Origin of the sequence: Streptomyces xiamenensis (assembly GCF_000993785.3) — a bacterium.
Classification (GTDB): domain Bacteria; phylum Actinomycetota; class Actinomycetes; order Streptomycetales; family Streptomycetaceae; genus Streptomyces; species Streptomyces xiamenensis.
The window spans coordinates 210,230-224,296 of record NZ_CP009922.3; the positions used below are offsets into that span (position 1 = coordinate 210,230).

At 69.1% G+C, this 14,067-nt stretch carries 13 protein-coding genes and 1 pseudogene; 2 read left to right on the top strand and 12 right to left on the bottom strand.

Going from position 1 to position 14,067, the window contains the following annotated elements; genetic code table 11:
• Positions 1-394: 394 nt before the first annotated feature.
• Positions 395-547, top strand: coding sequence for a hypothetical protein (locus SXIM_RS27185; protein WP_168222738.1), 153 nt, complete (start codon positions 395-397; stop codon positions 545-547).
• Entirely contained in the window at positions 544-972 is a 429-nt protein-coding gene (locus tag SXIM_RS00885) for an MmpS family transport accessory protein (RefSeq protein WP_046722654.1), read from the top strand. Before SXIM_RS27185 ends, SXIM_RS00885 begins: the two co-directional genes overlap by 4 nt.
• A gap of 123 nt (positions 973-1,095) precedes the next feature.
• Here the strand turns inward: SXIM_RS00885 and SXIM_RS27845 are convergent, their stop codons facing one another.
• From SXIM_RS27845 to ccrA, 12 genes and pseudogenes are all read right to left on the bottom strand, one after another.
• Positions 1,096-1,668, bottom strand: a complete 573-nt coding sequence (locus SXIM_RS27845; protein WP_246156804.1) for an FAD-dependent oxidoreductase — start codon at positions 1,666-1,668, stop codon at positions 1,096-1,098.
• A gap of 2 nt (positions 1,669-1,670) precedes the next feature.
• Positions 1,671-2,051 (bottom strand): FAD-dependent oxidoreductase, encoded by a 381-nt coding sequence (locus SXIM_RS28665; RefSeq protein ID WP_342783566.1) that lies wholly within the window; start codon positions 2,049-2,051, stop codon positions 1,671-1,673.
• A gap of 529 nt (positions 2,052-2,580) precedes the next feature.
• Complete coding sequence (locus SXIM_RS00895; protein WP_046722656.1) at positions 2,581-2,955, bottom strand: nuclear transport factor 2 family protein; 375 nt, start codon at positions 2,953-2,955, stop codon at positions 2,581-2,583.
• Complete coding sequence (locus tag SXIM_RS00900) at positions 2,955-4,376, bottom strand: FAD-dependent oxidoreductase (RefSeq protein ID WP_046722658.1); 1,422 nt, start codon at positions 4,374-4,376, stop codon at positions 2,955-2,957. The genes SXIM_RS00895 and SXIM_RS00900 overlap by 1 nt, the downstream gene beginning before the upstream one ends.
• Before the next feature lie 8 nt (positions 4,377-4,384).
• On the bottom strand, positions 4,385-4,996 hold the full coding sequence (locus SXIM_RS00905; protein WP_046722660.1) for a hypothetical protein: 612 nt from the start codon (positions 4,994-4,996) through the stop codon (positions 4,385-4,387).
• A gap of 44 nt (positions 4,997-5,040) precedes the next feature.
• The gene (gene ubiA / locus SXIM_RS00910; RefSeq protein WP_246156806.1) at positions 5,041-5,982 is read right to left on the bottom strand and encodes a 4-hydroxybenzoate octaprenyltransferase; all 942 of its coding nucleotides are present in this window, start codon (positions 5,980-5,982) and stop codon (positions 5,041-5,043) included.
• A gap of 224 nt (positions 5,983-6,206) precedes the next feature.
• Positions 6,207-7,751, bottom strand: coding sequence for a class I adenylate-forming enzyme family protein (locus SXIM_RS00915; RefSeq protein ID WP_053116056.1), 1,545 nt, complete (start codon positions 7,749-7,751; stop codon positions 6,207-6,209).
• Between the two features lie 178 nt (positions 7,752-7,929).
• Complete coding sequence (locus SXIM_RS00920) at positions 7,930-9,000, bottom strand: IS701 family transposase (RefSeq protein WP_078846801.1); 1,071 nt, start codon at positions 8,998-9,000, stop codon at positions 7,930-7,932.
• Positions 9,001-9,129: 129 nt separating this feature from the next.
• Positions 9,130-9,336 (bottom strand): hypothetical protein, encoded by a 207-nt coding sequence (locus SXIM_RS00925; protein ID WP_046722663.1) that lies wholly within the window; start codon positions 9,334-9,336, stop codon positions 9,130-9,132.
• Positions 9,337-9,462: 126 nt separating this feature from the next.
• Positions 9,463-10,835 (bottom strand): annotated as a pseudogene (locus SXIM_RS28765) (aldehyde dehydrogenase family protein).
• Between the two features lie 461 nt (positions 10,836-11,296).
• Entirely contained in the window at positions 11,297-12,136 is an 840-nt protein-coding gene (locus SXIM_RS00940; RefSeq protein ID WP_046722664.1) for a helix-turn-helix transcriptional regulator, read from the bottom strand.
• A 572-nt stretch (positions 12,137-12,708) separates the two neighbouring features.
• The gene (gene ccrA / locus SXIM_RS00945; RefSeq protein WP_046722665.1) at positions 12,709-14,052 is read right to left on the bottom strand and encodes a crotonyl-CoA carboxylase/reductase; all 1,344 of its coding nucleotides are present in this window, start codon (positions 14,050-14,052) and stop codon (positions 12,709-12,711) included.
• Positions 14,053-14,067: the final 15 nt, after the last annotated feature.

Below are 14,067 nucleotides of genomic sequence, written 5' to 3' on the forward strand. Positions count from 1 at the left end.
CGATTCTCTGGTCCGATCACGCACCAAGCTGCCCCCTCCCCCCGCCCCACCACGACGCCGGAGTGAAAGCGGCAGACCTCCCGTGCCGCAAGGAACATAATCGGCGCCGGCGTGGTGATATGCCCGGCACGAGCTGCGTGCTGATCCCGCTGCAGGTCTGGACCACCTCCTCCCCTCGACGGCTCCCGCCCGTCGACAGCCGACGTCGCCCCCGCCGCGGCGGTACGACGCGACCGAGCTCGGTCACCTGGGCTTCGCCAACATCGCCCCACGCATCAAGAACAGTCGGAGTTCAGGGGCCTCACCCAGCAGTAGCACAGCACCAGCGGCCCCCGGCAGTGAAGCGCCGGGGACCGCTACTGTGCTTCCTCACTCACCACCGAAGGAGAACACCGTGCCCCTCCCCGAGAAGCACCGCCCGATCTGGGCCACGTACCGCGAACACCAAACCGCCCCACCCGAGGACACCAAGCGCCGCGCCGAACTCCTCGCCCGCGCCGAGGACCTGGCCGAGGACATCGACCCCACCAACCCGGACAGATCATGAGGCGCGCCGTCCTCACCGCCATGGTCCTGATCACCGCCGTAGGCGGAGGGATGTTGTGGTGGCAGATACGCCAGGACGGCCACCGTCGCGCCGCCGAGGAAGCCCGGGAAGTCGCTGAACGGCACGACGCGCTCACCGCGCCGCGCAGCGTGGAGTACCGGATCACCGGCGACGCGACCACCGCTGACGTCACCTGGACCGACAGCGCCGGCCAGATCAGCCAGGCCGCCGGCCGCACCGTCCCGATGATCGGCACCTCCGCCATCACCACCACCGCGGGCATCGGCGACCAGCTGTACGTCTCGGCCCAGAACCAGGGCCACGGCACCATCACGTGCACCATCGCCGTGGACGGCACCGTCGTCACCACGACCACCAGCAGCGGGGCCTACGCCATCGTCACCTGTCAGGGCACCGCGCCCTGACCCGAGGCCGGCCCCGACCCCACCGGGGCCGCCCAGGGCCGCAGCCTGATCCCCATCCCCGCCCACTGCCTCCCGGCCGCCGGGTCCAACCTACCCAAATGTGATGGAGCAAGGGGGGGTTGGCTAAGCCTGCCGGAGCAGACGGACTGCCGCTTCGGCGCTGGCCAAGGAGACGGTGACACCGGAGCCTCCGTGGCCGTAGCAGTGAACACAGACGAGACCATCGGGGAGGTCCTGCCGCTCGACCCGGACGTGGGAGCGATAGGGGCGAAGACCCACCCGCTCCTCAATGACTCGGGCATCGCCGAGGGCAGGGTGGATCTCAGCGCAGCGGTCGATGTTGCGCTTGGTGATTGCCGGGTCGGGTGTCAGTGACCACTGGTTCTCGTAGGCGGTGCCGCCGAGGATGACCGTGCCTTCGTCGGACTGCGGGAAAATGTACAACGCCTCCTCCCCTCCACCGGTCGCTTCGACGAACCAGCTGTCGATCCCTGGATTCTCCACGACCACCAGATGTCCCTGGACCGGGCGCACGTCGGAATCGGGAACGAGATCGCGCGCCCCCAGGCCGCTCGTGTTGACGACGGCGTCCGTTTCCGATGCGGACAGCTCAGGCAGCCGGCGAACGGTCCGCTGCTCGATCACGACGTCGTGGGCCGCGAGCCGCTCGCGCAGGTAGCGGAGATAGCGGGGCATGTTCAGGAGCGGGAGCGTGGAGCGCATCCCCCAGCTGAACCCCGCGGGCACCTCGTCGCCGGAAGCATGCCGAACGGGGGCGATGGAGTGCCACCAAGGTCGTTGAGGCACCCCGCCACGGCCGGCTTTGAGGCCGGAGACCATGTGAACTCCGCTGCGTTCCTGGGACGCCAGCGAGGACAGGATGTGGAACGTTCGCCCGCCCACCCGTTGATGAGTTCCCTGGGCTCGGCCTTGTAGGGCTCCCACAGAGCGCCGGCAACCGCTGATACCCCCCGGATGCTCGGTTCGCCCGACCATACCCGGACCTCAGCAACCGCTTCGGCGAGCAGTACTGCGACGGACAGGCCCATGACCCCGCTGCCGATCACCACAACACGCATGTCCGCACGCTATCGGCACCGCGGTGTCTCGCGACTCGACGGTGCGGGGCGCGAATGTCGGCGAACCCTGCGGCGACAATCAGGATCCGTTGCGTGAACAGCCCGCCCCGGCGCTGGCCGCACTTGGGGTACGAGGACCTGGTCGTCGCCCCACACGCGTATTCGCAGCCAGCAGTGGGCCGCCGCGCGGACTGTCTGCCGTTCCGCTCATTGCGCGTCGCCGCCGCATCCCCGGGGACAAGCGGACGCTCGCGCGCCCCGGCCGCAGGTGCCGCATTCGGGGCAGATCACGTGCGGGGAGTCCTCCGACCAGCAGGGGGGCGCCAGCACCGCGCCGCCGAGCCGATCGTCGAGTTCCTCCTCCGCGCCGAGGGTGAGGCAGGGCATCAGCCGGGTCCGGCCCGCCGCGGAGCACCGCGGCGGGCCGGACCCGTCACCTCGGGCGGCGCGGCGGGACGTGTGGCAACCGCGGCCCGACCCTTCTCGGCAGCTACCGGCGCATCGGCGAAGGCCTGTACGCCGGGTCTGGTCAGCCCGGCGTACGGGTGTACCGGTTGCGCAGGTTCGTGATCAACCCATCGGTGTCGACGGTCGCGTGCTCGACCCCGGCTGCGGTCATCAGGCTGCCGTCGGCCCGGCGCGCCGCGACGACCCAGTGCGACTCGATCGTGCCGTCCTCGAGGATCGTGGTTGTCCAGTAGTGCTTGCTCTCGGCCACCGCCGCCACGAACACCCGGTAGAACTCCATGATGGCGGGCATGCCGGTCACCGGCTCGTCGCGCAGCGTCACGGTGGCGTCGGGCGCGAAGATCGTGGGGAGCTCCGCCAGCGCCGAGGGGTCCCGCACGGCGCGGTCGGCGAGCTCCATGTAGCGGTCGAGTGCTGTGTGCGTCGTCTGGCCCATCACGTCGTCTCCATCATCGTGTACTCCTGCCGGATCCGCTCCTCCGGCACACCATTGACCCGCGCCGCGCGAAGCACCAAATCCGGTGCCATCAGCGACGCCGGATGGGCGGTCATGAACCCCACCGCCCGCAGGGCCGTGCCGACCTGCTCGTCCCGGCCCGCTGCCTCCCGTACCTGTCGCAGGGCCCACGCCTGCCGCCGCCCCTGATCGGTGGCCGGTGGCGTTGCCAGGCCCAGCCGGATGGCGTCGCCGGCCGTGGACGTCTGCCACGCGGCTTCGACGACGACCTTTTCCAGCTCGAGGAAGTGCCGGGCCGGGGCGTCCAGGTCGGGGCCAGAGCGCAGGAACTCCGACAGGCAGGAGGCGTGGAGCGCGGCCGAGGACATACCTTGCCCGTACAGGGGGTTGAACGAGGCGACGGCGTCGCCGAGGACCGCCAGGCGGGCGGGGAAGCGGTCGAGCGCCTCGAAGTGGCGCCACCTGCTGTCGGGGTGGCGGTACGGGACAACCTCGCCGACGATTTCGCCCTTGACGGCTTCCTGGAAGATCGGTGGCAGCTCACGGCACCGGGCGACGAACTCGTCGGCCGTGCGGCCCTCGGCGCCGTTGCCGAAGTGGGCGAGCATCACCACCCACTGTTGGTTCTCGATCGGGTTGACCGCCGCTCCGGCGATGTCCTTCGGGAAATGCGGGCTGTAGCGGGAGATGCCGCTGAGGGGGCCGTCCCAGTCGGCCGAGCGCGTGAAACGGGCAGACAAGTAGCGGATGTCGGTCTGGAGCCGTTGCGTCTCCGGTCGGGGCCAGCCGCCCTGCTCCAGCCAGTCACTCAGCCTGCTGCCGCGGCCGGAGGCGTCGACGACGAAGTCGGCTGGGGCGACGACGTGGTCGCCGCCAACCGCGTAGCGCACCGACTCGACGGCGCCGCGCGCGTACCGCAGCCCAATGACGCGTCCACTCACCAGCTCGACGTTGGGCAGTGCGAGCGCGCGCCGACGGATCAGCGTCTCCAGGAAGGGGCGACTGCTCCCCAGGAACCGCGCGTTGGGCGTGGCGATCTGCTCGATGTCGTCGAGGTAGGTGGCGGTGCGCTCCGGACCGCACGACACAGCACCCCCGGCGAGGGCCTCTGCCACGACACCGGGGAAGAAGCGTTCGAGCTGCGCGCGTCCGCCGGGCAGCAGGAGGTGCACCTGGGAGCCCTGCGGGACGCCGGGACGAGCCGCGCCGCTGAGCGCGGCTTCCGGCAGGTCGGGCTCGATGATCACGACACGGTTGGCGTGGTCCGCGAGTACGCGGGCCGCGACCAGGCCGGCGACGCCGCCGCCGAGCACGCAGGCGGTGCCGAGACGAACCTCGATGCGGACCGGCGGGACGGTGGTGGTGAGCCGCTCGAAGACCGCGGCGGGAGAGTTCGGCATGGGATCCCTCATGCGTCGTGGACGGCGTCTCGATCGAGGAGACACGGCAGGAAAGCCTCCCGCACGAGGCCGACGGGCATGGTTCCACGACACAGCAGCGCGGTGACGGTCAGCACGGGAGCGTCGGCGTCGCAGGGCGGTCGCACGGCGGGGTCGAGGCGGGTCGGTTCGGACGTGACCATCACGCGCCGCACTCCACCGCCCGCGGCCAGCACCGGCCCCAGCGGTGCGTTGGTGGTGCTGAGCACGGCGTGTTCCTCGGGGCTTATGCGCTCGAGCGCCACGACGGCGCCCGCGGTGACGACCTTTTCGGTCCCGGCGCGCAGGTAAACGGTGCGGAACTGCACACGGGCACCCGTCGAGAGCCGCATCAGTTCGGCCACCCGCTCCGGCGGTAAGAAGGGGGCTCGCTCCGCCTGCGCCGAACCCCCGCCGAATGTCCGCTCAGCCGGCGGGACGAGTAATTGGCCATCCGCGCGGTGGCGGATCTCCGCGGTGACCGGAGCACCGCACCACTCCTCCAGCACCTCGGTGGCCAAACTCGCCGGCTCCCGCAAGAGCGCCACGAACTGGGCCAGGCTGCGCGACTCCGTGCGCACGGACCAGGGGCCTGCATACATGTATCTCCTCCGCCGTCGCTCCGGTGCGACCGCGTGGCCGCGCCTCAAAAGACTCTCCCCGCAACGATGGCGACGAGCACGAGCCACCCGAAGAAACGGTTTGCCATGAACTTTTCCCGGCAGTCGGCAGGGCTGTCGATGTCCACCGTCACCACCTGCCAGAGCAGGTGTGCCACGCCCGGCAGAAACAGCGCGTAGAACGTCCAGTGCAGATCGGCGACGGCTCCGGCAGCCACGATCCCGACCACGGTCGCCCCGTAAAACCCGGCGACCCAGGGCCGGGTCGCCCTGCCGAGGCGCAGCGCGAGGGACTTCACCCCCACCTGCACGTCGTCCGCCTTGTCCTGGTGGGCGTAGATCGTGTCGTACCCCAGCGTCCAGAAGACACCGGCGACGAAGAGCAGGAGCGCGGGAGTCTCGATCCTCCCGGCCACCGCGAGCCAACCCGCGAGGATGTAGCAGCCGAAGACCATCCCCAGCCAGGCCTGCGGCCAGTAGGTGATCCGCTTCATGAACGGGTACGCGACCACGAGCGGATAGGAGGCGGCCACGAACACCGCCGCCGGAACGCTGGCCGCAGCCAGCACGAGCAGCCCCGCCACCGCCTGCACCACGGCGAAGACAAGCGCTCCCGTGACCGTGACCGTACCGGCCACGAGCGGCCTCCCGACGGTACGTGCCACCCGGGCGTCGAACTTGCGGTCGGCAAGGTCGTTGACGACGCAGCCGAAGCCGCGCACCAGCACCCCACCGACCGTGAACAGCAGCACCTGGCGCCAGTCGGGCAGCCCCGCCGAGGCGAGCGCGATCCCCCACAGGCCGGGGAGGAGGTACAGCCAACTGCCTATGGGCGCGTGCATACGCGCCAGTTGTAGATAGGGGAGGACGGCCTTCGGCGCACTCGGCACGACCGACGCCGCGATGCTCGGCACGACGAACCGATATCGCGTGCTCTGCTGCGAGGGTTGAGCGGAAATATCGATCACCTGACCGGGCGAGGGTTATTGTTGTGACTCTTGCAGAAAGCCCACCTCGGCTAACACGGTTTCCCCGTGATCTCGGACACGTTTGTTCGCGCCGCGCCGATCTCGTCCCGTTATCCTCAATTTGTCGGCTGTGGTGTCTTCCTGATGGGCCATCGATTCGTTGGCGGCGCAGTAAGCCGTTGCGTCAACGCCGCCTTGTCCTAACGGTGTTTGCCGAACCGTGTTCACGTTCGAGGCGCATTCGACGCCGGATAGTGACGATGGGGCTGGATGAACTCGTCGCCCTGTGCGCGGAGTACCCTGCGCAGCAATTTGCCGTTGCCGTTGCGGGGCAGTGTGTCCAGCCATACGACGTCCTGCGGAACCTTGTACCAGGACAGGGTGGATCGGGCGAGCTCGACCAATTCGGCGGCGAGCGCGTCGTCACCCCGCACCGGCCCTTCGTCGGACGAGCCGGGTGCCGCGGCGGCGACGACGTAGGCGCGCAGGCTCGTGTCCCCGGCCGGGCGCCACACGGAGCTGACCGCCGCCTCCAGCACGCGCGGGTGGCTCTCCAGCAGGCGTTCGACCTCGCTCGGCACCAGGTTCTGTCCGCCGATCACCTCGATGTCGTCGAGCCGGCCATGCGCGTGCACAACACCGTTCTCGTCGATGGAGGCGAGGTCGCCGGTCGGCCACCACACGTCGGTCAGGATGTCGGGTCCGAGGCTGCCGTGGGCGACGCCGCGGGTGGCGATGGGGACGCGGATGTGCAGCTCGCCCATGCTGCCCGTGGGCAGCTCGTGTCCGTCGGCGTCGACGACACGCACCGGCCTGCCGGGCAGGGGCGGACCGACCGCCGACGGCACGTCGTAGACCGCGGGCGGGCCGACTGCGACGGCACCGGCTTCCGTCGTTCCGTAGGTGTTGAGCAGCCGGGGGCCCATGATCGGGACCAGCTGCTCGCGCAGTCGCGCGGTGAACACTTCCCCGGCGCAGAAGGCCTGACGGACGTTACCCAGTACCTCGGCATGGCCGGGTTCGAGCAGCAGCCGCGCCAGGAAGCTCGGCTGCGCGAACAGGACGGTGACGTTGTGGCGCCGCATGAGCTCGACCGCGGCGGCCGGGGTCGCGCGGGGCCGCGACAGCACGGCCACCTGCCCGGTTTCGAGGGTGGTGAACACCGACGCGCTCAGCCCGCCCACGAAGTACATGCGCGACACCGAGAGCCCGACGGTGTCGGGTCCGCTCACCAGGCCAGGCGCGCGTGGGGCGCCGAGGTCGCGGTGGCGGAAGAAGCACAACTTCGGCGCCCCGGTGGTGCCGGAGGTGAACACAGCCAGCGCGGCGGCGTTCCCGCCCGTGGCGAATGCCTCCTCCGGCTCTGCAGCCACGAGCGGAACGACCTCGGTGGTGGGAGCCGGCCCGCTGTCCCCGAGCCACCCGGCGGTCTCCGGGTCGACCACGACAAGCGCCGGTTCAGCCGTGACCACGTCGCGCGTCAGATCCATCCGGCTCATCTGGACGTTCACCGGCACCGCGACGAGACCCGCCTGCCACGCGCCGAGCAGACACCAGACCATCTCCACACTGTCGGGCAAGGCGAGCAGCACCCGGTCACCGGTGCGTAGACCGTGCGACCGGTATCCGGCCGCCACCCTCGCCGCCCCGTCGAACACCTCCGCGAAGGTCCACGCCCGGCCGTCGGCATGGAACGCGGTCCGTTCGCTCCACCCCTTCTCGCGCGCATGCTCCGCCCAACGGCGCGTCAAGTTCTCGGGTATGTCCACCCGATGCTCCTGTCTCATCCGGGCAACGTTGCGCCATTATGCTGGCGCGAACGGGCAGATCTCCAGAGTCTCAGGGGTTCGGGCGGCGTCGGACCGTTTCCGCTGGTCTTGGACGGTGTCGCGGAGCCCGATGACGGTCATAGTGACAGTGCCCTGCCCGCTCAAGCTCGGCACCGGGTCAACTTCCCCACAGCCCCGCCGGTCGGGCCCAGGGGCGTTGCAAGATCGTGAAGGTCTGGTTCGCGGCCGTCATGTGTGATGGGGCGTCACAAGCATCCTGGGCCTGATGTGCCGTGGCGGCCAGGAAGGCGTGTGCGAGCATGGCGAGTGTGACGTGCCGGTACCAGCCCACGTAGCAGCGGACTTCGTACTGATCCAGGCCGCACTCGTTCTTCTGAGGGACCTCGCCCTGGTAGTCGAACTCGGCGGCAGCCGGCAGTCGCACCGTTGCCCAGTGATAGACGCGAGGTCCCTTGGCGCCCTGGCCGCAGGAGATCTTCTCCCACGCCTTGTCCGGGGCCTGTGCGAACAGGGCCTCGATGCGGGGGCAGCCCACCGTGAACTGCGACTTGGGCACGGCCAGCACGTATCCGACGCCGGACTGCTCCAGCAGCCGGCGGAAGCGGCTCTCCTGTCCGTAGGCGGCATCCGCAGTGACCCAGCGGATGGGCAGTGGCGAGGCGAGGGCCCGCAGCACCATGCGTCTGGCCAGTTCGCCCTTGGTGGCGAACTCCCGATCGTCGGGGACTTTCGCGGTCCGGCAGCGTTCGCGGTCTCCGGTCCAGGACTTGGGCAGATACAGCTCGCGGTCGACCAGGGCCCGCCACCTGGGCGTGGCGTAGGCGGCGAAGACTCCTATCTGGCAGTTCTCCGTACGGCCGGCGGTGCCCGAGTACTGCCGCTGTACCCCGGCGGAGGCTGTGCCCTTCTTGATGAACCCGGTGTCGTCGATGATGAGGACCCCGCTGTCTTCGCCGAGCTTGTCGGCGACGTATTCCTGCAGGTCATCGCGGATATCGTCGGACTCCCACTTCGCGCCGGCGAGCAGGTGCTGCAGGCCGTCGGGAGTGGAGTGGCCCGCCTGCTCGGCCAGCTGCCAGCTGTTCTTCCGGCTCACCGGGGCGAGCAGCCCGCGTACGTAGTCACGCATGCGGCGGCGAAGCTCCACACGGCCGAACCGATGTCCGATGGCCACGAAGAGGTCGTTCAGTTCAAGATCCCATTGCTTGACAGCACTCTCAGTGATCACGTAGCGAAGAATCTCCCCCGCGCTGCCACCGACTACGACGTTGCCACACGATCGAGGGGCGGCCTCCGTGAGACCGCCCCCGACCATTCCAGACTCGCTACACTCCAGCCGCTCACCGAAACCCGCAGCTCAGACAGCGAAATCCTGCTGGAGTACTAGTTCGGATAAGAGCCTGCGTAGCAGCCCGGTGAAGTGGTCGTGATCGGCCTCGACGCCGAGGGCGCCATCGCAGCCGCCGCACATCGGGCCGAGCGCGTCGTCCAGCTGGCGCCGGACCGCCGCCACCCGCGACTTCGCCCCCGCGTACCGGGGCCAGGAGCCCGCGCCGACGTTCACGGGGCACCGCTGTTATCTCCCCCCTCAGGTTCCAACCCGCGGCCGTCCGCCAGAGCGGCTGCGGGCCGGAACACCGTGGCGTTGCTTCGTCAGCGGGGCGCCGCGGGGCCGGGCTCGGTTCCGGGCTCAGAGGTTGACGACGACGGCTTTGGTCTCGGTGTAGGCGTCGAGGACCTCGGTTCCGTGCTCCCTGCCGATGCCGGACTGCTTGAACCCGCCGAAAGGCAGCGGTCCGCTGCTCATCTGGTTGACGGTGTTGACCCACACCGTTCCGGCCTGGAGACGGTCGGCCATGGTGTGGGCGCGGCTGAGGTCCTTGGTGAACACGGTGGCGGCCAGGCCGTAGATGGTGTCGTTGGCGATGCGCACCGCCTCTTCGATGTCCTGGAACGGCAGTAGTACGGCGATAGGACCGAAGATCTCTTCCCGGGCGACGCGTGAGGTGTTGTCCAGGCCGGTGACCAGTGTGGGGCCCACGAACAGGTCGTCTGACTCCTCTCGGGTGTCACCGATGATCTTCCCGCCAGCCTGGCGGGCCAGATCGAGGTAGCTGGTGACCTTCTCGTAGTGGCCGCGGGAGGCCAGAGGGCCCATCACAGCCTGCGGGTCGAAGGGGTCGCCCAGAGGGAACCCAGCAATGTTCTCGGCGAGCAGGCTGGTGAATTCCTCGCGGATGGATTCCTGCACCAAGACGCGCGTTCCGGCCACGCATCCCTGGCCACTACCCGCACAGAAGCCCAGCGCGGCGGAGAACGCGGCGGCCTCCAGATCGGCGTCCTCGAAGACGATGAACGGTGACTTGCCGCCCAGCTCGAGGGTGACGCGCTTGACGTCACGGGCGGTGGACGCCAGGACGTGCCTGCCGACTGCGGTGGACCCGGTGAAGCTGATCTTGTTAACGTCCGGGTGGGTGATCAGGGCCGCCCCGGTGCTCTGGCCGGGGCGGTGATGACGTTGAGGACGCCGTCAGGCAGGTCGGTGTGCTCACGGATGAGTCCTGCCAGGCGCAGCAGGCTCAGCGAGGTCTGCTCCGAGGGCTTGGCAACGACGGTGTTCCCGGTAGCCAGTGCGGGGGCGATCTTGTAGGCCATCTGTACGAGAGGGCCGTTCCAGGCAGCGATCGCGGCGACCACGCCCAGCGGGGAGCGCTTGGTGTACTTCAGCTGGCCGGGAGCGGAGGGCGCGGTGGCGCCGTAGATCCGGGTCGGCCAGCCGGCGTAGTGGCGGTAGACCTCGACGGTGTGGTTGACCATCCCATGCGTCAGCATCAACGGGCCGCCCATCTCCAGGGAGTCAAGGGTGGCCAACTCGTCGGTGTTCGCCTCGATGACGTCGGCGATCTGATGCAGCACGCGGCTGCGCTGTTCCGGGCCGACGGCCCCCCAGGCCGGATCGTCGAAGGCGCGTCGTGCGACCCGCACAGCCGCGTCGATGTCGTCGCGCCCAGCGACGGCGATGGTGGTGAGGTCGGCGCCGGTCATCGGGTCGACCGTGGCCATGCTCTCGCCGTCGGTGGCGGGCTGTTCACGGCCGTCGATGAACAGCCCGTGTGGCTGCGACGCGAAAGCAGGGGCAGGACGGGGCGCGGCTGGGGCAGCGGAGGTGTTCACCGCGAAGAAGCCTCTTTCGGTAGACGGTGGTCACCGCGTCGTGGCGGAGCATCCGGCGCAGGCTGGAACAGAGCGTCTCCGCCTCAGGTGGTGGCCGCTTGGCGGCCGCCAACCAGCGGTATCCGTCCCGTTCTTCAGGCAGCCACCTCGCGACGTCAAGCCGAGGTTGGAAACGGCTCACTGTGCCGTCGGGGGCTGCGCTCCACTTGCCCCGACCGATGTCGGCTATCTCAGCACTGGCGGAGGCGCCGGGAAGGATGCTGGCGTCGAGTCGGAATGAGTCCATGGATTGCCATCTCTCCAACGGGCTGGTGGTATGCACACGGATGCGACGTCTTCGGGGCGCCGGGTCAGTGCAGCGTCTGTGTGCCGATGACGGACAGGACCTGTAGTTTCTCGTAGCTCTCCGTGCCCGGGACGGCGGTGTAGACCATCAGGGAATGAGCCTGGTCCGGATCGATCAGGTGCTGGCAGTTCAGCTCCAGAGCACCGACCTCGGGGTGGACGAAGTGCTTGACCTCGCGCGGACGGATCCCGATCTCATGGTCGTCCCACACCCGCCGGAACTCTTCGCTGGAGTCCAGGAGCAGGTCCGCCAGATACGCGGCTCGGGAGCCGGGACCCCGGAGGGTGGCGACCCTGCGCAGGCCCGCGGCGTACATCCGGGTCATGAACGCGTGCTGCTCCGGAGCGTACAGGTCCCGGGCACCGGGGTCGGTGAACCACCGGTAGCCACTGCTGCGGGCAGGACCTGTGTACTGCGTCGTATCGCCGGTGAGGGCGACACCCATCGGTGTCTGCCGCAAGGTCTCCCCGAGCTCGGTGACGATCTGCGCGGGCGTGTCCTGCAGCCGGTCCAGAACACGCAGCAACCCGGGGCTGATGTGCTCACCGGAACCGTCACGCGGCGGCGGGTTGTGCCCGGCCAGCCGGAACAGATGGTCACGCTCGTCTATGGACAGGTGGAGTCCCTGGGCGATCGAGGCGAGCATCTGCGGCGACGGCTGCGGACCGCGCTCGCGCTCCAGGCGGGAGTAGTAGTCGGGTGACATGTGGCACAGCGTCGCGACCTCCTCCCGCCGTAGCCCGGTAGTTCTGCGGCGCCATCCCCGAGGCATCCCGACGTCCTCCGGCTGAAGTGCCTCACGACGGTTGCGGAGAAAGCCCGCCAGCCCTGCGCGATCGATCATGACGCTATCCCTTCCGAGAGTTGCTCTCTTCTCCGTGCTGCTCCACTTCTATCGCCTGTGCATGCGCGTATCCACGGCCTGTCAATCACCCCTTACGACAGGCGTCGCCGCGTCGGGGCACGGTCGGCGGGCCTTCCCGCGCGGCCTCGGCGGCGAGATCGCGCCGCACGGGTCGACTGCCGCGTCCACGGCCAGACGCTCTCCACCCGCAACCACCGCTGATTCGGCTCCCGTCCTGGTTGACGGCCGCGTCTCGGTCTGAGCCGGCGAAGATCGACAGCCCTACGGCTTCTTCACCGGAGAGACGGGGCCGCGGCTCTGACGTGCACTCCCGCCGTCGACCATTCCACGACGGCGGGGGCAGCATCCGGGGCGGGAAACCCCATGGGCGCGGTACCGGCCAGCAGTCGCCAGACCGTGGCCGTCGTCCGTGCGTCCGGCTCGGTCGAGACGACGCCTCTCATGAGTCCCGTCGCACGGACGATTCACTCCGTGGCGTCCGGATCTCGTCGCCGCCTGTCACCACATCTTCGATCCGAAACCGATGCTTGATGTTCCGATGGCGGGGACGGTCACTGCGTGCCACCCACATCCACCAGCGGAGCCAGGCGCTCGGCGCCGATCTCGTCACGCAGGCGCTGGTCGGTGACACCGAGGCCGGCGCTCGGTGCCTGGCAGAGCACGGCGACCTTGCCGATGTGCCCGTTCTTCTGCACCAGTCGGGCGGCTTCGCCGGTTTCGCTCAGGGGGAAGACCTGGGACATCGTCGAGACGATCCGTCCCGAGCCGATCAACTGCCCGCATTCCGACTGCTCCTGCAGGTTCGCCGCATGGCTGCCGATCACCCGCTTGAGCCGCATCCACAGATACCGGTTGTCATAGACGTGCTGGTACCCCGTACTCGACCCGCAGGTGATGACTGTTCCGCCGCGTGAGGCGACGAACAGCGAGATACCGAAGGTGGCACGCCCGACGTGTTCGAACACGATGTTCGGGTCCCGGCCGGTGCGCTCGCGGATGATCGTGCCCAGCTTCTTGCCTATGGCGATGACCTGAGCAGGGTCGTCGGAGGGGTCGCCGTCCAGCTCGATCTCACTGCGCTCGATGACGATGTCACAGCCCAGCCGGCGTACCGCCTCGGCCTTCTCCGGCGAACCGACCACACCGACTGGAACGGCACCGCCATTGCGGGCGAACTGCACGGCGTATCCTCCCAGCCCTCCGGCCGCGCCCCACACCAGGACGACGTCCCCCTGCTTGAGCCGGGCTCCATGGTCCCCGACGAGCATGCGGTAGGCGGTACCCGCGCACAGCGGATTGGACGCGGCTTCCTCCCAGGTCAAATGGGCTGGTTTCGGCAGCAACTGGCTGGCGCGGACCACCGAGTACTCGGCCAGGGCGCCGAAGTTCGTCTCGAACCCCCAGGCCCGCTGTTCCTGACCGAGCATGGCATCGTCGTGCGTCGCCGGCTCCTGGTCATCGACCTGCACCGGGTGGACGACGACATGGTCACCGATGTTCCAACGGCGCACCCCGGAGCCCTTGCGCACGATCACCCCGGAGGCGTCGGAGCCGAGCACGTGGTATGGCTGGTCGTGCCGGGTCGCCCAGCCGCCCTGGCGGGCGAACTGCTTGAGGAACCGGAACGTCGGGATGGGTTCGAACATCGCCGACCAGACGGTGTTGTAGTTGATTGAGCTGGCCATCACCGCGACGAGGACCTCATCCGGAGCCAGCTCGGGTGTCGGCACACGGCCGACGCGCAGCGACTTGCGGACGTCCTTGTCCCGCATGCCGCGGAACATGTCCGTGTCCGCTGCGTCGAGGTGGGCGGCCAGGTACTCCCGTGGGACGTCGGCACGTTCGATCTCCTCAGGTGTGCCGCCGCTCAGTACTGTCTCCGACAGAGTCGTCATCGTTTCGCCTTTCGC

Bases quoted from the DNA above. Each gene is read 5' to 3' on its own strand.
- SXIM_RS00885 (WP_046722654.1), top strand. From the start codon at position 544: ATGAGGCGCGCCGTCCTCACCGCCATGGTCCTGATCACCGCCGTAGGC.
- SXIM_RS27845 (WP_246156804.1), bottom strand. From the start codon at position 1,668: ATGCCCCGCTATCTCCGCTACCTGCGCGAGCGGCTCGCGGCCCACGAC.
- SXIM_RS28665 (WP_342783566.1), bottom strand. From the start codon at position 2,051: ATGCGTGTTGTGGTGATCGGCAGCGGGGTCATGGGCCTGTCCGTCGCA.
- SXIM_RS00895 (WP_046722656.1), bottom strand. From the start codon at position 2,955: ATGGGCCAGACGACGCACACAGCACTCGACCGCTACATGGAGCTCGCC.
- SXIM_RS00900 (WP_046722658.1), bottom strand. From the start codon at position 4,376: ATGCCGAACTCTCCCGCCGCGGTCTTCGAGCGGCTCACCACCACCGTC.
- SXIM_RS00905 (WP_046722660.1), bottom strand. From the start codon at position 4,996: ATGTATGCAGGCCCCTGGTCCGTGCGCACGGAGTCGCGCAGCCTGGCC.
- SXIM_RS00940 (WP_046722664.1), bottom strand. From the start codon at position 12,136: ATGATCGATCGCGCAGGGCTGGCGGGCTTTCTCCGCAACCGTCGTGAG.
- ccrA (WP_046722665.1), bottom strand. From the start codon at position 14,052: ATGACGACTCTGTCGGAGACAGTACTGAGCGGCGGCACACCTGAGGAG.